General features: G+C 70.8%; 21 protein-coding genes and 1 tRNA gene. 11 read left to right on the top strand and 11 right to left on the bottom strand.

All coding sequences use genetic code 11. From position 1 onward, the window contains the following. Window positions 1–50 precede the first annotated feature (50 nt). The 3 genes from pepN to SOM35_RS01530 all read left to right on the top strand — a co-directional run bounded on the left by pepN (window position 51) and on the right by SOM35_RS01530 (window position 4,299). Window positions 51–2,630: an aminopeptidase N gene (gene pepN / locus SOM35_RS01540; RefSeq protein WP_221850614.1), complete on the top strand. Its 2,580-nt coding sequence runs from the start codon at window positions 51–53 to the stop codon at window positions 2,628–2,630. A gap of 77 nt (window positions 2,631–2,707) precedes the next feature. Further along, complete coding sequence (locus tag SOM35_RS01535; RefSeq protein WP_320514119.1) at window positions 2,708–3,778, top strand: mechanosensitive ion channel family protein; 1,071 nt, start codon at window positions 2,708–2,710, stop codon at window positions 3,776–3,778. Next, window positions 3,775–4,299, top strand: a complete 525-nt coding sequence (locus tag SOM35_RS01530; protein WP_320514118.1) for a globin — start codon at window positions 3,775–3,777, stop codon at window positions 4,297–4,299. The genes SOM35_RS01535 and SOM35_RS01530 overlap by 4 nt, the downstream gene beginning before the upstream one ends. A 278-nt stretch (window positions 4,300–4,577) precedes the next feature. Here the strand turns inward: SOM35_RS01530 and SOM35_RS01525 are convergent, their stop codons facing one another. Together SOM35_RS01525 and SOM35_RS01520 are read right to left on the bottom strand one after the other, a co-directional pair. After that, window positions 4,578–5,474 (bottom strand): NAD-dependent epimerase/dehydratase family protein, encoded by an 897-nt coding sequence (locus SOM35_RS01525; RefSeq protein ID WP_320514116.1) that lies wholly within the window; start codon window positions 5,472–5,474, stop codon window positions 4,578–4,580. Between the two features lie 60 nt (window positions 5,475–5,534). Next, window positions 5,535–6,236 (bottom strand): DUF8185 domain-containing protein, encoded by a 702-nt coding sequence (locus SOM35_RS01520; protein WP_111075947.1) that lies wholly within the window; start codon window positions 6,234–6,236, stop codon window positions 5,535–5,537. A 116-nt stretch (window positions 6,237–6,352) separates the two neighbouring features. On the opposite strand from SOM35_RS01520, the gene SOM35_RS01515 reads away from it, so the two are divergent. Beyond that, window positions 6,353–7,216 (top strand): acyl-CoA thioesterase, encoded by an 864-nt coding sequence (locus tag SOM35_RS01515; RefSeq protein WP_320514115.1) that lies wholly within the window; start codon window positions 6,353–6,355, stop codon window positions 7,214–7,216. A 135-nt stretch (window positions 7,217–7,351) separates the two neighbouring features. On the opposite strand, the gene SOM35_RS01510 is transcribed toward SOM35_RS01515, so the two are convergent. The 5 genes from SOM35_RS01510 to msrA form a co-directional block, all read right to left on the bottom strand. Next, window positions 7,352–7,834: an acyl-CoA thioesterase gene (locus tag SOM35_RS01510; protein ID WP_320514113.1), complete on the bottom strand. Its 483-nt coding sequence runs from the start codon at window positions 7,832–7,834 to the stop codon at window positions 7,352–7,354. Window positions 7,835–7,839: 5 nt separating this feature from the next. Beyond that, on the bottom strand, window positions 7,840–9,525 hold the full coding sequence (gene ettA, locus SOM35_RS01505) for an energy-dependent translational throttle protein EttA (protein ID WP_320514112.1): 1,686 nt from the start codon (window positions 9,523–9,525) through the stop codon (window positions 7,840–7,842). A gap of 52 nt (window positions 9,526–9,577) precedes the next feature. Beyond that, window positions 9,578–10,159 carry a single-stranded DNA-binding protein gene (locus tag SOM35_RS01500; RefSeq protein WP_111075943.1) on the bottom strand — a complete coding sequence of 194 codons (582 nt, stop codon included), beginning with the start codon at window positions 10,157–10,159 and terminating at the stop codon, window positions 9,578–9,580. A 113-nt stretch (window positions 10,160–10,272) separates the two neighbouring features. Further along, a complete protein-coding gene (locus SOM35_RS01495) occupies window positions 10,273–10,500 on the bottom strand; it encodes a methyltransferase (RefSeq protein WP_111075942.1) in 228 nt (75 codons plus the stop codon). Window positions 10,501–10,539: 39 nt separating this feature from the next. Then, window positions 10,540–11,067, bottom strand: coding sequence for a peptide-methionine (S)-S-oxide reductase MsrA (gene msrA, locus SOM35_RS01490; protein WP_111075941.1), 528 nt, complete (start codon window positions 11,065–11,067; stop codon window positions 10,540–10,542). Between the two features lie 159 nt (window positions 11,068–11,226). On the opposite strand from msrA, the gene SOM35_RS01485 reads away from it, so the two are divergent. Continuing rightward, on the top strand, window positions 11,227–11,493 hold the full coding sequence (locus SOM35_RS01485; protein ID WP_320514110.1) for a hypothetical protein: 267 nt from the start codon (window positions 11,227–11,229) through the stop codon (window positions 11,491–11,493). Window positions 11,494–11,585: 92 nt separating this feature from the next. Continuing rightward, a complete protein-coding gene (locus SOM35_RS01480; protein WP_320514109.1) occupies window positions 11,586–12,881 on the top strand; it encodes a hypothetical protein in 1,296 nt (431 codons plus the stop codon). A 62-nt stretch (window positions 12,882–12,943) separates the two neighbouring features. Here the strand turns inward: SOM35_RS01480 and SOM35_RS01475 are convergent. Continuing rightward, window positions 12,944–13,016, bottom strand: a tRNA-Arg gene (locus SOM35_RS01475). Between the two features lie 14 nt (window positions 13,017–13,030). Further along, a complete protein-coding gene (locus SOM35_RS01470) occupies window positions 13,031–13,591 on the bottom strand; it encodes a P-loop NTPase family protein (RefSeq protein WP_111075938.1) in 561 nt (186 codons plus the stop codon). 256 nt (window positions 13,592–13,847) lie between these two features. Here SOM35_RS01470 and SOM35_RS01465 point away from each other — a divergent pair, with 256 nt between their 5' ends. From SOM35_RS01465 to SOM35_RS01455, 3 genes are read left to right on the top strand one after another with little or no spacing between them, the layout of a single operon-like run. After that, window positions 13,848–14,816 (top strand): acylneuraminate cytidylyltransferase family protein, encoded by a 969-nt coding sequence (locus SOM35_RS01465; protein WP_320514108.1) that lies wholly within the window; start codon window positions 13,848–13,850, stop codon window positions 14,814–14,816. Then, window positions 14,813–15,691: an N-acetylneuraminate synthase family protein gene (locus SOM35_RS01460; RefSeq protein ID WP_320514107.1), complete on the top strand. Its 879-nt coding sequence runs from the start codon at window positions 14,813–14,815 to the stop codon at window positions 15,689–15,691. The genes SOM35_RS01465 and SOM35_RS01460 overlap by 4 nt, the downstream gene beginning before the upstream one ends. Further along, window positions 15,688–17,091 carry a DUF6716 putative glycosyltransferase gene (locus SOM35_RS01455; protein ID WP_320514106.1) on the top strand — a complete coding sequence of 468 codons (1,404 nt, stop codon included), beginning with the start codon at window positions 15,688–15,690 and terminating at the stop codon, window positions 17,089–17,091. The genes SOM35_RS01460 and SOM35_RS01455 overlap by 4 nt, the downstream gene beginning before the upstream one ends. Here the strand turns inward: SOM35_RS01455 and SOM35_RS01450 are convergent. Together SOM35_RS01450 and SOM35_RS01445 are read right to left on the bottom strand one after the other, a co-directional pair. Beyond that, window positions 17,032–17,295: a YbbN family protein gene (locus SOM35_RS01450; protein WP_111075935.1), complete on the bottom strand. Its 264-nt coding sequence runs from the start codon at window positions 17,293–17,295 to the stop codon at window positions 17,032–17,034. The two genes, SOM35_RS01455 and SOM35_RS01450, sit on opposite strands and share 60 nt — an antisense overlap. A gap of 125 nt (window positions 17,296–17,420) precedes the next feature. Next, the gene (locus SOM35_RS01445) at window positions 17,421–17,711 is read right to left on the bottom strand and encodes a hypothetical protein (protein WP_111075934.1); all 291 of its coding nucleotides are present in this window, start codon (window positions 17,709–17,711) and stop codon (window positions 17,421–17,423) included. A gap of 129 nt (window positions 17,712–17,840) precedes the next feature. On the opposite strand from SOM35_RS01445, the gene SOM35_RS01440 reads away from it, so the two are divergent. Both SOM35_RS01440 and SOM35_RS01435 read left to right on the top strand, forming a co-directional pair. Continuing rightward, window positions 17,841–18,275 (top strand): MarR family winged helix-turn-helix transcriptional regulator, encoded by a 435-nt coding sequence (locus SOM35_RS01440; RefSeq protein ID WP_320514105.1) that lies wholly within the window; start codon window positions 17,841–17,843, stop codon window positions 18,273–18,275. Next, window positions 18,272–19,513: an MFS transporter gene (locus tag SOM35_RS01435; protein WP_320514104.1), complete on the top strand. Its 1,242-nt coding sequence runs from the start codon at window positions 18,272–18,274 to the stop codon at window positions 19,511–19,513. Before SOM35_RS01440 ends, SOM35_RS01435 begins: the two co-directional genes overlap by 4 nt. Window positions 19,514–19,537 lie beyond the last annotated feature (24 nt).

Raw genomic sequence — 19,537 nt, 5'->3', positions numbered from 1 at the left:
CCGACACGCGGACATCGATCGTCCGCGTCCGCAGCGAAGATGGAGCGTCCGTGCCCGGAGAGAACCTCACCAGAACCGAAGCCCAGGAACGTGCCGGCATCGTCAGCGTCCAGACGTACGACGTCGAACTCGACCTGACCCGCGGCGCCGACAGCTTCGGCAGCACCACCCGCGTGCGCTTCACCGCGACGCCCGGCGCCAGCACGTTCATCGACGCCATCACGAAGACCGTGCACTCGGTCACCCTGAACGGCACGGCGCTCGACGTCGACGCCGTGAACGACGGCGTCCGCATCCAGCTCGCCGACCTGCAGGAGCAGAACGAGCTCGTCGTGGTCGCCGACGCGCTGTACACGAACACCGGCGAAGGCCTGCACCGCTTCGTGGACCCCGTCGACGACGAGGTCTACCTCTACTCGCAGTTCGAGGTCCCGGACAGCCGCCGCATGTTCGCGGTGTTCGAGCAGCCCGACCTCAAGGCCGAGTTCCGCTTCACCGTGACCGCACCGGCGCGCTGGCAGGTCGTCTCGAACGCCCCCACGCCCGAGCCGCACGTCGACGGCGACCACGCCACGTGGACGTTCCCGCCGACCGCGAAGATCTCGAGCTACATCACCGCGCTGGTCGCCGGCCCGTACGAGGTCGTGCGCAGCGAGCTCACCAGCCGTGACGGCCGCACCATCCCGCTCGGGGTGTTCGCCCGGAAGTCGCTGGCCGAGTACCTCGACCCGGAGTACGTCTTCGACATCACCCGCAAGGGCTTCGCATACTTCGAGGAGAAGTTCGACGTCGCGTACCCGTTCGAGAAGTACGACCAGCTCTTCGTGCCGGAGTTCAACGCCGGCGCCATGGAGAACGCGGGCGCGGTGACCTTCACCGAGACCTACGTGTTCCGCTCGAAGGTCACGGACGCCATCAAGGAGCGCCGGGTCGTCACGATCCTGCACGAGCTCGCGCACATGTGGTTCGGCGACCTCGTCACCATGAAGTGGTGGAACGACCTGTGGCTCAACGAGTCCTTCGCCGAGTGGGCGTCGACGATCGCCACGGCCGAGGCCACCGAGTGGACCGAGGCCTGGACGACGTTCCAGGCGATGGAGAAGTCCTGGGCCTACCGGCAGGACCAGCTCCCCTCGACGCACCCGATCGTCGCGACGATCAACGACCTCGAAGACGTCCAGGTCAACTTCGACGGCATCACCTACGCGAAGGGCGGCTCGGTCCTCAAGCAGCTCGTCGCCTGGGTCGGCATCGACGCGTTCTTCGCGGGCGTCTCGGCGTACTTCAAGAAGCACCACCACTCCAACACGGAGCTGGCCGACCTGCTCGTCGAGCTCGAGTCCACCAGCGGCCGTGACCTGTCCGAGTGGTCGAAGCTCTGGCTCGAGACCGCCGGCGTGAACACCCTGCGCCCGGAGATCGAGACCGACGCCGACGGTGTCATCACGTCCTTCGCCGTGCTGCAGGAAGCCCCGGCCGACCACCCGACGCTGCGCCCGCACCGCCTGGCCATCGGCGTGTACTCGTTCACGAACGACGCCTCGGCCCCGTTCGGCGCCGACACCGCGTCGTCCGGCGGCAAGCTCGAGCGGGCACACCGCGTCGAGATCGACGTCGACGGTCCCCGCACCGACGTGCCCGAGCTCGTCGGCGTGCACCGCGGCGACCTCGTGCTGCTCAACGACGACGACCTGGCCTACGCCAAGATCCGCCTCGACGAGCAGTCCCGCCGCACCGCGATCGAGCACCTCGCCGCGATCGCGAACCCGCTCGCCCGCTCGATCGTCTGGGGTGCCGTCTGGGATGCCACGCGCGACGCCGAGTCCCCCGCCAGCGACTACGTGTCCCTGGCGCTCGGCAACATCGCGACCGAGACCGAGTCCACGACGATCCGGACCACGCTGTCGCAGCTCCTGCTGACCGCGCGGAACTACGTCGCACCGGCGAAGTCCGACAGCACCGTCCGCACCGTCGGCGACACTCTCTGGCAGCTCGCGTCGTCGGCCGAGTCCGGCTCCGACGCGCAGTTCCAGTTCGTGAAGTTCTTCGCGCAGATCCCCTCGACACCGGAGCACGTGGCGACACTGCAGGGCCTGCGCGACGGTTCGGTGACGCTGCAGGGGCTCGAGGTCGACACCGACCTCCGCTGGGAGCTGCTGGAGGGCCTCGTGCTCGCCGGCGCCGCGGGCAACGACGAGATCGACACCGAGCTCGCCGCCGACCGCACGGCCTCCGGCGAGCAGGCCGCCGCGCGTGCCCGGGCGACGATCCCGACCGCCGAGGGCAAGCTGGCGGCGTTCTCGTCCCTCGTGGACAGCGACGACGCACCGAACGCGATCGTCCGCCAGACCACGATCGGGTTCCAGCACGTGAACTCCCCGGTCGTGCTCGAGGGCCTCGTGTCGCGGTACTTCGACGTGATCACCCGCATCTGGGACGAGCGCAGCTACCACATCGCCGACACCGTCGTCACAGGGCTCTACCCCGCGCCGCTGGCGTCGACCGAGCTGCGCGACGCGGCCGTGGCGTGGCTCGAGGCACACCCGGAGACGCCGGCCCTGCGCCGCATCGTCACCGAGAACCTCGCGGGCACCGAGCGTGCCCTCCGGGTCCAGGCGGCGGACGTCTGAGCCTGATGTGACCGGCGGCGAGGCCTCGGCGTTCCTCCAGGGACGCCGAGGCCTCGCCGCTTAGCATCGACCGGATCATGCTCTTGGCTGCAGACTCCCCCGACGTCTCGAAGTGGGCGTCGAACACGTTCACCCAGTTCGTCGACACCTGGCACGTCCCGATCACCATCGTCATCGTCCTGCTCGCGGCGGTGATCCTCCGACTCATCCTGCGCCGGACCATCAAGCAGGTCGTCGACCGCATCGTCAACGGCGTCAAGAAGCGGCAGGGTGCGGCGGACATGCAGGCGCTCGTCGCCTCGCCGTTGCAGACCGCCCGGGTCGTCCAGCGCACCCGCACCCTCGGCAGCGTGCTCGAGAACCTGGCGACGGTCGTCGTCGCGGTCATCGCGTTCGCCATCGTCATCTCGACGGTGTTCCCCACCGCCGCCGTCGGCATCGTCGGTGGTGCCTCGGTCGTGGCCGCCGGCCTGGCGGTCGGTGCGCAGAGCATCGTCCGCGACATCCTGTCCGGCATCTTCATGATCCTCGAGGACCAGGCCGGCGTCGGCGACGTCGTCGACACCGGGCAGGCCACCGGCATCGTCGAGAACGTCGGCCTCCGTGTCATGCAGATCCGCGACGTCAACGGGATCCTCTGGTTCGTGCCGAACGGCCAGATCCTCCGTGTCGGCAACCTCTCCCAGGGCTGGTCGCGCGTCCTGGTCGACATCACCGTCCCCTACGACACGGACATCGACGCCGTGCAGGACGCCCTGCTCCACGCGGCCGTCACCATGTCGCAGGAGCCCCGGTGGCGCCAGCGGATCGTCGAGAAGCCCGAGATCTGGGGACTGCAGTCGATCACCGACACCGGCATGGTGTTCCGTCTCGTCGTGAAGACCCGCGCCTCCGAACTCGACGTCGTCGGCCGTGAACTCCGGATCCGGCTGAAGCACAGCGTCGACGAACTCGGCGTGACCCTGCCCGCGATGTCGATGATCATGCCCGCCGGGTGGGAGAACGCCACGTCGGTGAACGGCCTGCGTCCGGTGCGGACCGCGCCCGTCCCGGCGCCCACCAGGTCACGCAGCCAACGGCGGAACGTCTTCGGGCGTCCCATCCGCACCGGGGACAAACCCAGCACCGACCACGAGGACTCACCATGACCGGACCGTCACTGCCCATCGGCCCGCCGGCCGGCGAGCCCGGGACCGGTGGGTCTGGCCTCGGTGGCGTTGCCGGTGCCGGTGGCGTCGGCGGCGTGCCCGCGCAGCCCGTCACGCTCCGCGTCGGCCTCGGTGGTGCGGCGGCGAGCGGCTCGCTCTTCGACCGCATCGGCGGCGCCCCGACCTTCGACCGCCTGGTGCGCCGCTTCTACGAGGGTGTGCAGCAGGACGAGGTCATCTGGCCGATGTACCCGGCCGAGGACCTCGACGGCGCGATCTGGCGCCTGTCGCAGTTCCTGCAGCAGTACTGGGGCGGACCGTCGACGTACAGCGAGCAGCGCGGGCACCCCCGGTTGCGGATGCGGCACAACCCGTTCCGCATCACGCCCGAGGCCCGCGAGCACTGGTTGCAGCACATGCACGACGCGGTCGAGTCGCTCGGCCTCGCCCCGCTCGACGAGGCTGAGCTCTGGGGCTACCTGGACCGTGCAGCCCACGCGATGACGAACTCGTTCGACTGACCTCGGCGCTGGCCTGGCTCGTCGGCGTGGTGCGTCGGACTGCCCAGTCGGCGCGGTGCGACGGCCTGACCGGTCCGCTTCGGTAGTCGCGTGGTGGTGCGCCAGCCTGGTTCCTCTGCGCGGTGACGGTGGCGCGGTCCACGATCGGGCCGCCCGCCGATCGGGCGGGTCCTGACGTTCCGTGAGACGGACGGGAGGCCCGTGGCGAATCTGCCACGGGCCTCCCGTCCGTCTCCTCGTCACATCCACACTGGGCGCGGTGACCGGGTGTCGTCGGGTCAGTCGGCGCGGTAGCCGTTCCGGAGTTCCTCGACGAGGGTCGGCCGGGACGGCTGCCAACCGAGGCTGCGGGCGTACGCGCCGGTCGCCGCCTGGTCGAGCAGCAGGGCGTCCGCGAAGTCGGTGCCCAGTCGTGCGCGCGACTCGTCGGCGGACTCGGAGACCACGGACGCAGCGGAGCCGTTGTGTCCGTCGCTGCCGGGGTGTCGCTCGACGCCAGCCTGTCCCTCGACGCCGGCCTGGGCGAGTTCGCGGACCGTGGGGTTGTGACCGGACGCCGCGACGAGGTACCCGTCCTGGTCGGCGCGCTCGACGGCGAGGACGTAGAGCTCGGCCAGGTCGTCCACGTGCACCGTCGTCCAGCGCTGCGTGCCGTCACCCACCAGACGGACCGGGGTCGGGGCGTCGCTCGCCGGAACGAACATCGTCGGGATGCCGGCACCGTGGCCGTACACGATGCCCGGCGCGACGACGGTCGTGCGCACGGCGCTCGTCCGGACGCGGGCCTCGTTCGCTGCCCGCCACGCGGTGAGGGCCGGCGGCGCCACGGGCGACGCCTCGGTGATGTCGCCGGACGCCCCGAAGGTGAAGATGCCGCCGGTGTGGACGAACGGCTTCGCAGTGCCCTCGAGTGCCGTCAGGACGGTCGTGATGAATTCGGAGTCGACGTCCTCGGCCGAGGCGGTGTGCACGACGGCGTCGGCCTGCTCCGCCAGACGGGCGACGAGCGCGAGGTCGGTGAGGTCTCCGACGACCGCGGTGGCGCCGACTTCCTCTGCTCGGGCGGCCTTCTCGTCCGAGCGGAGGACGGCCGTGACGGTGTGGTCATGGGCGATGAGTGCGCGGAGGACGGCGGAGCCGATGTACCCGGACGCACCGGTGAGGAAGACGAGCATGCCCCGCAGCCAACCACCGTCATCTGCTGGCGCGCTGGTTGCTCCGGCGACGAAGAGGGTCTAGGAGCTCAGGGTCCAGGCGCGACGCTTCACGAGCACGTGCCCGCGGGAGGTGGTGAGGCGACTCCACGGACCGGTCTCGAACAGCCGCACCGGCTCCGTGCCGAGGAACCCGAGGCTCTCCGCAGCGAACCCCGCGCCGGCGGGCAGGTGTTCGACACCGTCGATCGGCCGACCCCACACCTCGGAGCGGACACGCCGGACGATGGACTCGCCGGAGCTCGCCGGTACCGCGGCAGCGACCTCGTCGATGCCCTGCCGCGCTGCACGGTGCAGGAGTTCCGCGGACACGTCGGGCAGCGGCGCCCATCCCCCGCGGGGCGGCGAGATCGCTGCCCAGGTGACGGTGTGGACCTCGAGCGGCAGCTCGACCTCGATCGGCGTGGCCCGCGTCGGGTCGGCACTCTCGACGTCGGCAGCGTCCTGCGCCTCGGCGAGCAGGCGCAGGCGCTCCTGGAACGACCGCAGCGGCACGACGACGTCGATGTGCTCCGGCTGCGTCAACGCGAACGTCCGGAGCCCGAGCACGGTCGGCAACTCGTCGAGCAGTCCGAGCGGGTACAGGATCGCCGTGTAGACGGCCAGGACGCCGGAGTCGGCGATCAGACGGACCGACCCGTCCTCGATCCGAGCGGCCCGCCCGAGGTAGGTGCGGAGATCGCCGAGCGACGCGGCGTCAGGGAGGGTGAACGAGCTGCTCATGTCGCGTCTGATCCTAGCCGGGGGCGGTTCCGCGCTCGCTGGCCACGGCGTCCCCGTCCGCTCCCCCGACCTCGACGGCCGTGACGACGCCACCTGCCCGTTCGTAGACTGACGGCGTGAACCGCGAACCCGACTTCCTCTCCACGCTGCGACTCGAGGACACGGGAGCGAGTACCCGGGAGACCATCCTCACCGGAGCGAGCCACTGGTCCCCGGGCGGCCGCGTGTTCGGGGGGCAGGTCCTCGCGCAGTGCATCGTCGCCGCGCAGACCACCATCGAGGGACGCGCCATCCACTCCGTCCACGGGTACTTCCTCCGACCCGGCGCGATCGACGTCCCGATCACGTTCGGCGTCGAGCGGATCCACGACGGCCGGTCCTTCGCCACCCGCCGAGCGCAGGCGTACCAGAACGGCGTCCCGATCTTCTCGATGATCGCGTCCTTCCAGACGCCGGACGTCGGCGCCGAACACCAGGACCCGTTCCCCACTGACGTCCCGGACCCGGAGTCGCTGCCGTCGGCCGCGTCCGTGCTCGCGTCCATCGACCACCCGACCGCGCAGGCCTGGGCGGAACGGTCGATCGACATGCGGCACGTCGAGGGCTCGGTCTACGTCGACGTGCAGGGCGCGCGGGTCGCGCACCAGGCGGTGTGGTTCCGCGTCGAACGCGACCTGCCGGACGACCCGGCCCTGCACCGCGCAGTCCTCGCCTACGCGAGCGACCTGTCGCTCCTCGAGCCGATCATGCGTCGGCACGGGATGGCCTGGGGCACCCCGGGCGTGAAGCTCGCGAGCCTCGACCACGCGATGTGGTGGCACCGCGACGGTCGAGCCGACGAGTGGGTGCTGTACGCGCAGGAGTCGCCGAGCGCGCAGGGCGGCCGAGGCTTGGCGCTGGGCAGGATGTTCTCCCGCGACGGGCGGCTGCTGGCCACGGTCGCGCAGGAGGGCATGATGCGCGTCCCCGCGGACGACTGACCGAGACCGGCCGGGCGACTCACCGAACCTGGCGGACGACTGACCGAAGCTCGGCGGACCGCGGTCGATCAGGCCAGATGGCAGGTGCGGTCGGCGCGGGACCGGACCTGTCCGTACAAGGCCGGCCTGGACCGGTCACGGCCGCGAGAACGACACCGGCGGCTCGACGTACTGCTGGCAGGCGGCACGCTCGATGTCGGTGAGGCGCCGCGGCCGGTTGGTCTCCGCATCCACCAGGACCAGCGTCGTGGTGGCGCGCGTGTAGAGCTCGGCCGGCTCGTGGCCGACCGGCGACCAGACCTCGTACGAGATGTCGAGGCTGGCGCCACCCATCCGCCCGATCCACAGCTGGATGTCGAGCGGTCGACGGAAGTACGGCGTCGAGGCGAGGTACTCGAGGCGCTGGGCCGCGATCACCGTCATGGTCCCCGATCCGGGCCGGCCGTCGATCACCGGCTCCGGCGCGGACCCCGACTCGTCGACCTCGTCGGGGTCCGGCGCCCAGAACGCCAGCACACGTGCTTCTTCGAGCAGCCGGAGCATCGCCGAGTTGTTGACGTGCCCGTAGGCATCGATGTCACTCCAGCGGATGCGGATCGGAGCGTGCAGGCGTGCCACCGGGACTAGTCCCGGGTGAGCTTGCGGTACGTCGCGCGGCCGGGCTTCGCAGCGTCGGCCCCGAGGCGCTCGATCTTGTTCTCTTCGTAGGCCTCGAAGTTGCCCTCGAACCAGTACCATTTCGGCGTGCCGTCCTCGTTCAGGCCTTCCCAGGCGAGGATGTGCGTCGCGATGCGGTCGAGGAACCACCGGTCGTGGGTGATGACCACGGCGCAACCGGGGTACTCGAGCAGCGCGTTCTCCAGGCTGCCCAGCGTCTCGACGTCCAGGTCGTTCGTCGGTTCGTCGAGGAGCAGCAGGTTGCCGCCCTGCTTGAGCGTCAACGCCAGGTTCAGGCGGTTGCGCTCACCACCGGAGAGGATGCCGGCGCGCTTCTGCTGGTCAGGGCCCTTGAACCCGAACTGCGAGACGTACGCGCGGGACGGGATCTCGGTCTTGCCGACCTGGATGTAGTCGAGCCCGTCGGACACGACCTCCCACAGGTTCTTGTTCGGGTCGATGCCGCCACGGCTCTGGTCGACGTACGAGATGTCGACCGTGTCGCCGATCTTCAGCGTGCCGCCGTCGAGGGGCTCGAGGCCGACGATCGTCTTGAAGAGGGTGGTCTTGCCGACGCCGTTCGGGCCGATCACGCCGACGATGCCGTTGCGCGGGAGCGTGAACGACAGGTCGCCGATGATGACGCGCTCACCGAACTGCTTGTGCAGCTTCTCGGCGTCGATGACCTGCGAGCCCAGACGCGGGCCGACGGGGATGACGATCTCCTCGAAGTCGAGCTTGCGCGTGCGCTCGGCTTCGGTGACCATCTCCTCGTAACGAGCGAGACGGGCCTTGGACTTGGCCTGACGGCCCTTCGTGTTGCTGCGCACCCAGTCGAGCTCGGAGGTCAGGCGCTTGGCGAGCTTCGCGTCCTTCTTGCCCTGGACCTCGAGACGAGCGCGCTTCTTCTCGAGGTAGGTCGAGTAGTTGCCCTCGTACGGGTAGAGACGACCACGGTCGACCTCGGCGATCCACTGGGCGACGTGGTCCAGGAAGTACCGGTCGTGGGTCACGGCGAGGACAGCACCGTGGTACTGCTGCAGGTGCTGCTCGAGCCACTGCACGCTCTCGGCGTCCAGGTGGTTGGTGGGCTCGTCGAGCAGCAGCAGGTCGGGCTTCTGCAGCAGGAGCTTGCAGAGTGCGACGCGGCGCTTCTCACCACCGGACAGGTGCGTGACGAGCTCGTCGCTCGGCGGGCACTGGAGCGCGGCCATGGCCTGCTCGAGCTGCGAGTCGAGGTCCCACGCGTCGGCCGCGTCGATCTCTTCCTGCAGGGTGCCCATCTCGGCGAGCAGCGCGTCGAAGTCGGCGTCCGGCTCGGCCATCAGCGCGGAGATCTCGTTGAAGCGTGCGAGCTTCCCGTGGATCTCGCCGACGCCTTCCTGGACGTTCTCGAGGACCGTCTTCGTCTCGTCGAGCTCGGGCTCCTGCATGAGGATGCCGACGGTGAAGCCCGGGGTCAGCTTCGCCTCGCCGTTCGAGGGCTGGTCGAGCCCCGCCATGATCTTCAGGATCGTCGACTTGCCGGCACCGTTCGGCCCGACGACGCCGATCTTGGCGCCGGGCAGGAACGACATCGTGACGTCGTCGAGGATCAGCTTGTCACCGACCGCCTTGCGGGCGCGGACCATCTGGTAGATGTACTCAGCCATATCGCTCCAAGTGTAGTGACGACACCGGGTCCCCGTGGGCGCGGTGTCGAGATCAGGCCGCGTCGAGCCCCAGCGGGTGCTCCGGCGGCTCGTCGGCATCGGGATGCAGCAGTGCGGCGACGGTGTCGTCGGTGCCCTGGTGGTCGTCGGGGTGGGTGTCGTCCGGTGCTGCGTCCACCGGCGGATGCGCGGCGTCCGGGGTGTCGTCGTGGACCTCGCCGGTCTCGTGGTCGACCCGCGGTGACGTCCCGGGAGCAGCGGTCGCCTCGGTCACGTGCCGCGGGAGCCGCATCCAGTTGCTGATCCCCCACGCCAGGTCGTGGCCGATGCCCTCGGCGTCGATCTCGACGCTCGTCCCACCGCGGCCGTCACGCTCCCAGTTCCGGATGCGGAGGCGCCCGGTGACGACCACCCGGTCCCCCTTGCTCAGGGACCGGTTGACGTTGGCGGCGAGGGACCGGAAGGCGGTGACGGTGTACCAGTTGGTCGGACCGTTGCCCCAGGTCGACGTCTGGCGGTCCCAGCGGCGGGACGGCGAGGCGAGCCGGAGACTCGTGATGGCGATGCCCGTCTCGGTGACGAGGTGGCGGGGCTCGGTGGCGACGATGCCGCAGACCGTGATCGTGTCGTTCATGCGTCGATCGTCGGCCAGCGCAGACGCCTGCGGGCCGCCGTCGACGACGATGTGGAGAAGAGGCCCCGATCACGCTCCCTGTGCAGGAAGGTGATCGGAGCCTCCAGTCCGGATCAGTGTGCGCGGAACTCGGGCCGGTCCGCGAGCGGACCCATCGCCTTGTGCACCGCGCCCTTGGCGGACTGGAGCGACGGGTAAGTCCCGCCCGGGCCACGTCGCCCGTACAGCTCCACACGGAACCCGTCGGCATCGTGGTGGATGGTGCCCACCGCGCCTGCCGGTCCGACGGCGACCCAGGTCCCCGTCGTCGCGTCCGCGTTCTGCAGCGTGTCGTTCGTCATCGTGCGACCACCTCCTCGTGGCCCCGACGCCCCGTCGTGTCAGGACGCCAGGATGTACCGACTGTATGCCTTGCGCACCTTGTTGACCTTCGGGAGCGCGACCGCCAGGCAGTAGCCCTGCCCCGGGTTCTTCGCGAAGAAGTCCTGGTGGTGCTCCTCGGCACGGTGGAACTCGCCGAGCGGTTCGAGCGTGGTCACGATCCCGCCGTCCCAGACGTCGGACGCACGCGCGATCGCCTGCTCGAACAGTGCGCGCTGCTCGTCGTCCGCCGGGAACATCGCCGAGCGGTACTGGGTCCCGACGTCGGCACCCTGACGGTTCAGCTGGCGCGGGTCGTGGAGGGTGAAGAACACGTCGAGGACGACCTGCGCCGGCAGGACGGACTCGTCGAACGTGACGGCGACGGCCTCGGCGTGGCCGGTCGTCCCGGTGCACACCTGCTCGTACGTCGGGTGCGGGTCGCGCCCGCCGACGTAGCCGGACACGACGTCCTGCACGCCCTGCAGCGTGCGGTACACCGCGTCCAGACACCAGAAACACCCACCTGCGAGCACGAACGTGGTCATGGTCAGGACCTGCCTTCCGGGGCTCGGGAGAGCCGTTGCGAGAACTGTCCTCCACAACGCCGGGAGGCCCGTGCGTCTTCCCCAGGTCGGGACGCGGCCCGACGACATGTCGGTGGTCGAACGTACCTTCGAGACACACCCCACGACCAGGAGGCCCCCATGCAGACGACGACGGACGCCCGGCTCAGCATCCACTCGCCTCGACCGGTGGCCCGGTCCCGCGGGGACCTCCTCATTCTCGACGTGCGCGACGACCTGAGCCGCGTCACACGCGCCAACGGCGAGATCGTCGGGTACGTGGACCGCGTCGACGTTGCCGGGGACACCGCGTACCGAGCCCGTCGGTACGTCGCTGCCGAACGCCGCTTCGTCGAGCTCCCCAACGTCTGGGACGCCGACGACGCCGTCGACACCCTCCGCTGGTGATGATGTTCCACATCGGAATCAGATGCGATGGATGTGCGGTTCCTCCGCCTGTCATCCCCAGACCCTGACCGATCCCGACGTATGGTGCGCGCATGCAGTGGTGGAACGACCTGAACGACTGGACCTCGTCCGATGCGGGCTGGCGCGTGTTGTCGGGGGCGATCATCCCCTTCGTCGCGATCGTCGTCGCGGGCATCGTCGCAGCCCTGATCGGCCGCGCGGCGACGAAGCGCGTCGTCGCGCTCCAGGAGCGCGAGGCGAAGAACGCCGCCGTCGCCGGACTCGTGTCCGCCGCGCGGAAGGCCGCCAACTGGGGCTCCCTCGGGCACGACGAACGCTCGTACGCCGACCACCTCGCCGAGGACGCGGACATCCGCCTCCGCCTGCTGCCCGTCGCCGGTGCACCGATCGCGGCGAACTGGGCACAGCACGAGATCGCGGACATCAAGAAGAACTCCTCGACCTTCAGCTTCCAGGCGGAGCAGTCGCTGAGCGAGTTCCGTGACCGCATCCTCGAGTGGCAGGCTCGGCCGGCTCGGGCACGCAAGCTCTTCAAGAGCGATCTCGAGCGCTGGAAGTTCGACTCCCCGGACCCCGACGCCGAGCTCATCAAGCGCCAGCAGGACTGGAACGCGGACAAGGTCGACTCGTCCCGCAGCCCCGAACCGGCGCCCACCCCGACCACGACGTCGCTCCGCCCTGCGCAGCCGACGGTCGCGCCCACCGTGGACACCAGCGCTCGGGCCACTCCGGCCGCCGGAGCCGGTTCCGCGGCCGCCGCTCCCACGCAGGCGTACCCGGACACGAACGCCGCACCGGCCGGTCGCCCCGCCGGTCCCTCGTACGGCTCGGACGCCACCGTGCCGATCTCGGACAGTACGGTGCCGATCTCGGACAACGCGACGCGGCCGTACTCCGACGGTGAGACCACCCCGATCCGACCGGCGCTCGGCTCCCCCGCGTTCGGATCGCCGAACCGCGGTTGGTCCGCCTCCCGCAGCTCCGGTGCCGACACGGACAACGCCGATGCGGTGGACGACGTCCCGGTCGGCTCGGGTCGCCCGAGCTCTGCTGACCGCGCGCCGATCGTCCGCGACGAGCGGAACGGTCGGAACGACCTCCCGGCGTCCTGGACAGCGCGCGGCGCCTCCCGCGACGACGACAGCCGCGACGACCGCGGCAACGACCGCGGCGACGCTCGCGGCAACGACCGTGGCGACGCTCGCGTCGACGTCGATGCTGCCGGCGGCACCAACACGATGTCGATCCCGACCCGGATCGCCGACGCCCCCGCCGAACCCGCCGATGCGAACGAGACGTCCGAGTCCCCGTACTCGAACCCGGTCAGCGCGAGCGAGCTCCGCCGCCGGTCCGACGACGACGAGTGAGCTGACACCAGCAACACCACGAAGGCCGCCACCCGATACCGGGTGGCGGCCTTCGTCGTCGGTGCCCCCGGCAGGAATCGAACCCGCGGCACGGTGGGTAGAAACCACCTGCTCTATCCACTGAGCTACGGGGGCGGACGCCGACGATCTTATTCGGTACGCGTGCGCAGCCGCCCGACGAACCGCTCGATCTCCCGCTGCGATCGCAGGTGGACGACACGGAGGTGCGGGGTGTCGGCAGCCAGCACCGGTACCCGCTGCCGCATCTCGTTCCGCTTCGCGATGCCCCAGCGCAGGATGTGTTCGCTGCGGGTGAAGAACGTCCACAGCGGCGGTTCGACGTTGCCGTTCCACAAGACCGTGCGGTGCAGGCGCCGTCGGATCGTCCGTCGCAAGAGGCGGACGAACGCGACCGGCTTCGGCAGGTCGAGCCAGACGAGGGTGTCCGCGCGCTCGACCAAGAGCTGCCGCACCTGTCGGTACTGCCACTCGGAGACCCAGGTCGGAGCGGAGGTCACCTCGTCCACCCGAGCTTCGAAGTCCGGGAGCGCCGTCCACCCGGGCCCGTGGTACATGCCGTCGAGTTCCGTGTGGGGAGCGCCGATCGCCCGCGCGATGCGCTGCGCCGTCGTCGTCTTGCCGACGCCGGCAGTCCCCGCGACGAGGACCCGTCGAGGCGGAGGATCGAGGACGTCGTCGGCGCCGAGCATCCCCCGACCCTAGGACAGGTGTGCCCGCCCGTACCAGCCCGCCCGGCGCGAGCGGCGCGCCCGTCGTGAGCGGGTGCCCGGCGTGAGCGGGCGGAACACCAGGGACGGGCCCCGCCGCACCCGGGTACTCCGCCCGCTCACGCACCACGCGCCTCCCGGCCAGCCGCACGCCCGCCCGCGTCCCCTTCCGGAACGGTTCGCCGCCCGTCTCCCTGCCGTTCCTCTCAGCGTCACCGCCGCTCCCTACGTTTCCCCCATGAGCCCCGAGCCCCGTGTCATCGCGGTGATCCCAGCACGAGCGGGCTCGAAGGGGATCCCGGGCAAGAACCTCCGCCAGGTCGCCGGCCGCTCGCTGGTCGCACGGGCGGTCACGGCAGCCCTCGCCGCCGAGACGGTGGACGAGGTCGTCGTCAGCACGGACGGCGACGCGATCGCCGCCGAGGCCGTCGCAGCCGGGGCACGGGTCGTCCGGCGTCCGGCAGGCCTCGCGGGTGACGAGGCCTCGTCGGAGTCCGCGCTCCTGCACGCACTCGACACGGTCGCGCCCCGGAACCCGGACGGGGCTGCGCGCCGCGGCCCCGAGGTCCTCCTCTTCCTCCAGGCGACCTCGCCGTTCATCGATCCCGCCGACCTCGACCGGGCCGCGAACCGTGTCCTCGAGGGTGCGGCCGACTCCGTGCTCGCCGCCGCCCCCTCGCACGCCTTCCTCTGGCGCCTCGCCGAGGACGGCTCAGCCGTCGCGGTCAACCACGACGCCGCCACGCGCCCTCGCCGCCAGGACCGGGCACCGGAGTTCCGCGAGACCGGTGCCTTCTACGCGGTCCGCGTCGCCGCCTTCCGGGAGGCCCGCCACCGCTTCGTGGGGCGTGTCGAGCTGGCAGTCGTCCCGGCCTCGACCGCCATCGACATCGACGAGCCGCACGACCTGGCCCTCGCGTCGGCGCTGGCGCCCCTCCTCGAGGCCGAGGCCGCCCCCGCAGACCAGCTCGCGGTCGCATCCTCGGGCGCGCCCACCCCGCGAGCGGGCGGAACACCAACCCCACTCGCAAGCGCACCCAGCGCTTCCGCCCACTCACGCACCCCCACCCCGCGAGCGGGCGGAACACCAGCCCCACCCGCCACCGCACCCAGCGCTTCCGCCCGCTCGCGCACGAGCACCCCCGCACCCCGCCCCACCGACCCTCACCCCGCGCGGACCTCCGCGGCGGAGAACGGAGCACCATGAGCGTCCGCATCGGCCTCTCCACCATCGGCGCGGGCAACCCCGCCTACCTCATCGGCGAGATCGGCCTGAACCACAACGGCGACGTCGAGATCGCCAAGCAGCTCATCGACGTCGCCGCCGACGCCGGCATGCAGGCCGTCAAGTTCCAGAAGCGGACGCCGGAGATCTCGACGCCCGAGCACATGAAGGCGATGCCGCGCAGCACCCCGTGGGGCGACATGACCTACCTGGACTACCGCTACCGCGTCGAGTTCGACCGTGACCAGTACATCGAGATCGGCGACCACGCGACCCTCCGTGGCCTGGACTGGTTCGCGTCGCCGTGGGACGAGCCGTCGGTCGCCTTCCTCGAGGACCTCAACGTCGTCGCCTACAAGATCGCCTCGGCGTCGGTGACGGACCTCGGCATGCTCGCCGCCGTCGCCACGACCGGCAAGCCCGTGATCCTGTCGACCGGCATGTCGACGATGGAGCAGATCGACCGCGCCGTCTCGACCCTCGGCACCGAGCGGCTCGTGCTCCTGCACGCCACCTCGACGTACCCGCTCCCCCCGGAGGAGGCGAACCTCCGCATGATCGAGACCCTCGCCACCCGCTACGCCTACGCGGGCGTGCCGGTCGGCTACTCCGGTCACGAGCCGGGCCTGCAGATCTCCCTGGCGGCCGTCGCACTCGGCGCCACGGCCGTCGAGCGGCACATCACGCTCGACCGCACGATGTGGGGGTCGGACCACGCGGCGTCGCTCGAGCCGCACGGTCTCCGCACGCTGGTGCGCGACATCCGCATCATCGAGACGGCGATGGGCGACGGCGTCAAGCGCATCTTCCCCGGCGAGCAGGCGCCCCTCGCCAAGCTCCGTCGGGTGGGTGCGTGAGCGCTGCGGCGAACGACGACACGGGGACTGCCGGCCGGGAGGCACGCCACCCCGCCGGCACGCCGCCTCGCCGCCGACGGGTGGTCGGCCTGGTCGACACGGACTCGTTCGCGAAGTGGGGCGCCCACCTCCTCTCGGCGGCACCGGCGCACTGGTCACTGGAACTGCTGACGGTGGCGACGCCACGGTCCGCGAGTCCGGCCCAGCTGCGGGCGGCGTTCCGTGACGTCGATGCCCGTCTGGGACCGATCGACCTCGCACCTCCCGAGCCGCTGAGCGTGGACGACGTGGTGGCGCGCCTCCAGGCCGACCCGCCGGACGCGGTCCTGGTGTCCTGCATCGGCCCCGTTGCGGAGGTGCTCATGGACCAGGTCCTGCGCTCGGTCCCGCGGCGGCCGGTCTTGGTGAGCGGGCTGCCGGGCATCTCGTTCCCGGCGAAGTGTAAGGGCGTGTTCCTGCGGGCGCGCGCCGACCTGTTCGTGCTGCACAGCCACCGCGAGGTCCGGGAGTACCGGAGCCTGGCGACCGCCGGCGGTGTCGAGCCGTCGTTCGCCCTCGCGACGCTGCCGTTCGCCCGGTCGACGGGAGCCCCGCGCGCCGGGGTGGTGCGCGACTCCGTGGTGTTCGCCGCACAGCCGAGCGTGCCCGCGGAGGAGGACGACCGCCGTCGCGTCGCCGGCTGGCTCGCCGACACCGCCCGGGCCCACCCGGAGTGGCGCGTCGTGGTGAAGACCCGCGCGGCCGCCGGCGAGCAGCAGACGCACCGCGAGACCTTCCCGTACGCCGATCTGCTGCCGGCCGATGCGCCGTCGAACCTCGTGGTCGAGGCCGGTCCGATGTCGGTGCACCTCGACCGGGCCGTGGCGCTCGTGACGATCAGCTCGACGGCGGTCCTCGAAGCCGCTGCCCGGGGTGTGCCCGCGTTGACGCTGACGGACTTCGGCACCTCACGGTCGCTCATCAACGAGGTGTTCGTCGACAGCGGGCTCGAGGGCACGGCCGACGACCTGGTGCAGGGCCGGTTCGGGACGGTGCGTGCGGAGTGGATGGCGGACAACTACTTCCACCACGCTGCCGACGACGACTGGGCGGACCGTGCCGAGGAGCTCATGCGCCTCCGGGACGCCGGACGGCTGGTCGACCGTCCCGCTGCCCGGCGCAGTCGGGGTGGTGCGCTGCGGCGGGCGTGGGAGCGGCGGAACGCACTCGGCGACCACGACCGGTCGGTGATCGGCCGGGTGGCGGCGCTCATCGGGACGCCGATCCGTGCGGTCAAGCGATCCGTACGACAGCTCCGACGCGTGATGCGGCCGACCTCGACGCCGATCGTCGCTCCGGTGTCAGTCGAGCGCCTTCGCCACCGCGACGAGGAACTGGTCACGGGTCGGGACGCCCGCTGAGCGGAACACCTCGGTGCCGTCGTCGCGACGGACGAGGACGGTCGGGGTCGACCGGATGCCGAGCTCCTCGACGCGCTCGGGGTCGTTCGCGATGTCCCGTTCGGTGACGACGAGGCCCGGCACGAGACGCGCGGCGTCGCCGACGACCCGACGGGCAGCGGCACACGGCGCGCAGAACGCGGACGTCCAGAGATCGACCTGCATGGTGTGGTGCAACGACGGCTGCGACCGGGACACTCCCGATCGGACGACCTTGCCGTTCGGCCGACAGCGCCTGAAGGGCAGTGCCCCCGGTCGTCCGAGACGACCGGGGGCACTGTCAGTGGCTGCTACTCGCGGTCGAACTCGCCGGAGCGGTCGCCGCGGTCCTGCAGGTCGTCGACCGGGTCGGACTGGTCGGGCGCGAAGGTGTAGTCGACCGAGATCTGGTCGAGGACCTGGCGGGAGCCGGTGGCCTTGTAGGTGAAGGCGGTCTGCAGGCCCTCGACGTCCGCGAACACCGTCACCTCGTCGTCCAGCGCGTCGCTCGTGGCGGTGCGGGTGTCCGTGGTCCCGTCGAAGGGGCCCTCGTGGAAGATGGCGGTGAACTCGTCGCCCTCGTGGATGGTGATGTCGGTCATGTCTCCCTTCTACCAGGGCGGGGGGCACCGCCGTCCAGCGCATCGTGACCGGAGGGCGGAGGTCCGTGTCCTGGCGGAGGTGTGCCGGGCCTCCTTGCCGGATCCATAGCAACGCTATATAGTTCCACCATGGAACAAGCGCGGGAACAGACCATCGAGACGCTCCTCGTCTCCGTCAACCGGCTCATCCGCTCCGCGCTCCAGGCCACCGGCCACACCACGTCCACCGCTGTCTGGCGGACCCTCGGCATCCTCGAGGCCGATGACACACTCCGGCTCGGCGAACTCGCCCGGGCCTCGCGGGTGTCGCAGCCGACCATGACCCGCCTGGTCGCCGGCATGACGGCCGACGGACTCGTCTCGCGCACCGTCGACCCCGACGACTCGCGTGGGCAGCGCATCGAGATCACCGACACCGGACGCGAACGACTCGTCGCGTGGCGAGCCGCACTCACCAGCACCGTCGGGCCCCTCTTCGAGGACCTCACCGACGACGACTGGGACATCCTGCACGACGCATCGGCCCTCATCGCAGCGAGGACCAGAACGGAGACCACCGCGTGAACGCGCACGCACCCGCCGGACAGTCCGGCTCGATCCTGAAGCAGTCGTCGGCGGTGTGGGCGATCGCCTTCGCCTGCGTCGTCGCCTTCATGGGCATCGGCCTCGTCGACCCGATCCTCCCCGCGATCGCCGAGTCGCTGCAGGCCACACCCGCGCAGACGGAACTGCTCTTCACGAGCTACCTCGCCGTCACCGGTGTCGCGATGTTCTTCACCAGCTGGGTGTCCAGCCGGATCGGCGCGAAGAAGACCCTGATGATCGGGCTCGCCCTGATCGTGCTGTTCTCGGTGCTCGCCGCCGTGTCGAACGACGTCTGGACGATCATCGGCTTCCGCGCCGGCTGGGGTCTCGGCAACGCCCTCTTCATCTCGACCGCACTCGCCACCATCGTCGGCGCAGCATCGGGTGGGACCGCGTCGGCGATCATCCTGTACGAGGCCGCGCTCGGCCTCGGCATCGCGGTCGGCCCCCTCGTCGGCGGCCTGCTCGGCTCCGTCAGCTGGCGTGGCCCGTTCTTCGGCGTCACCACCCTGATGGCCGTCGCGTTCATCGCGATCGTGGTGCTGCTGAAGACCGGCACGCTCGAGAAGCCCACGCCGACCACGCTATCCGCACCGTTCCGCGCGCTGGGTCGACCGGCCCTGGCCGCCCTCGCCGCGACCGCACTGTTCTACAACATCGGGTTCTTCGTGCTCCTCGCCTACACGCCGTTCCCGCTCGGGTTCGGAGCGCTCGGCATCGGCTTCACGTTCTTCGGCTGGGGTGTCGGCCTCGCGATCACCTCGGTGTGGGTCGCGCCGATGCTCACCGCACGGATGCGACGGACCAGCGTCCTCAAGCTCGCGCTGCCCCTGCTCGCACTCGACCTGTTCGCCGCGGCCGTCGTCGTGCGGTCCCAGGCCGGACTGATCGTCTGCGTCGTCATCGGCGGACTCGTGCTCGGTGTCCTCAACACGGTGCTCACCGAGTGCGTCATGGAGGCGACCGACCTCCCGCGCTCCGTCGCCTCCAGCGCCTACTCGGCCGTCCGCTTCATCGGTGGCGCCATCGCCCCGCCGGTCGCGACGCTCCTCGCCGACGCGTACGCGCCGAGCGCCGCGTACGTCTTCGCGGGCATCTCCGTGGCCGTCGCGTTCCTGGTCGTCGTGCTCACCACGAAGGTGCTCCGGCGCGTCGACGACGGGGTCGAGCCGGAGCGCGTCGAGGCCGAGGCGATCACCGCCGGCGAGATGGCGTAGCTCCTCCGGTCGCCGATGGCCGGG

The organism is Curtobacterium sp. CFBP9011, assembly GCF_034045095.1.
Taxonomy (GTDB): Bacteria; Actinomycetota; Actinomycetes; order Actinomycetales; family Microbacteriaceae; genus Curtobacterium.
This window is presented reverse-complemented; position numbering and strand designations above follow the sequence as displayed.

What these genes read in the sequence shown, in the direction of transcription:
- SOM35_RS01465 (WP_320514108.1), top strand. Translation starts at nt 13,848, where the DNA reads ATGAGCCCCGAGCCCCGTGTCATCGCGGTGATCCCAGCACGAGCGGGC.
- msrA (WP_111075941.1), bottom strand. Translation starts at nt 11,067, where the DNA reads ATGACCACGTTCGTGCTCGCAGGTGGGTGTTTCTGGTGTCTGGACGCG.
- ettA (WP_320514112.1), bottom strand. Translation starts at nt 9,525, where the DNA reads ATGGCTGAGTACATCTACCAGATGGTCCGCGCCCGCAAGGCGGTCGGT.
- SOM35_RS01500 (WP_111075943.1), bottom strand. Translation starts at nt 10,159, where the DNA reads ATGAACGACACGATCACGGTCTGCGGCATCGTCGCCACCGAGCCCCGC.
- SOM35_RS01470 (WP_111075938.1), bottom strand. Translation starts at nt 13,591, where the DNA reads ATGCTCGGCGCCGACGACGTCCTCGATCCTCCGCCTCGACGGGTCCTC.
- SOM35_RS01440 (WP_320514105.1), top strand. Translation starts at nt 17,841, where the DNA reads ATGGAACAAGCGCGGGAACAGACCATCGAGACGCTCCTCGTCTCCGTC.
- SOM35_RS01495 (WP_111075942.1), bottom strand. Translation starts at nt 10,500, where the DNA reads ATGACGAACGACACGCTGCAGAACGCGGACGCGACGACGGGGACCTGG.
- SOM35_RS01530 (WP_320514118.1), top strand. Translation starts at nt 3,775, where the DNA reads ATGACCGGACCGTCACTGCCCATCGGCCCGCCGGCCGGCGAGCCCGGG.
- SOM35_RS01445 (WP_111075934.1), bottom strand. Translation starts at nt 17,711, where the DNA reads ATGACCGACATCACCATCCACGAGGGCGACGAGTTCACCGCCATCTTC.
- SOM35_RS01485 (WP_320514110.1), top strand. Translation starts at nt 11,227, where the DNA reads ATGCAGACGACGACGGACGCCCGGCTCAGCATCCACTCGCCTCGACCG.
- SOM35_RS01450 (WP_111075935.1), bottom strand. Translation starts at nt 17,295, where the DNA reads ATGCAGGTCGATCTCTGGACGTCCGCGTTCTGCGCGCCGTGTGCCGCT.
- SOM35_RS01460 (WP_320514107.1), top strand. Translation starts at nt 14,813, where the DNA reads ATGAGCGTCCGCATCGGCCTCTCCACCATCGGCGCGGGCAACCCCGCC.
- SOM35_RS01535 (WP_320514119.1), top strand. Translation starts at nt 2,708, where the DNA reads ATGCTCTTGGCTGCAGACTCCCCCGACGTCTCGAAGTGGGCGTCGAAC.
- SOM35_RS01525 (WP_320514116.1), bottom strand. Translation starts at nt 5,474, where the DNA reads ATGCTCGTCTTCCTCACCGGTGCGTCCGGGTACATCGGCTCCGCCGTC.
- SOM35_RS01520 (WP_111075947.1), bottom strand. Translation starts at nt 6,236, where the DNA reads ATGAGCAGCTCGTTCACCCTCCCTGACGCCGCGTCGCTCGGCGATCTC.
- SOM35_RS01480 (WP_320514109.1), top strand. Translation starts at nt 11,586, where the DNA reads ATGCAGTGGTGGAACGACCTGAACGACTGGACCTCGTCCGATGCGGGC.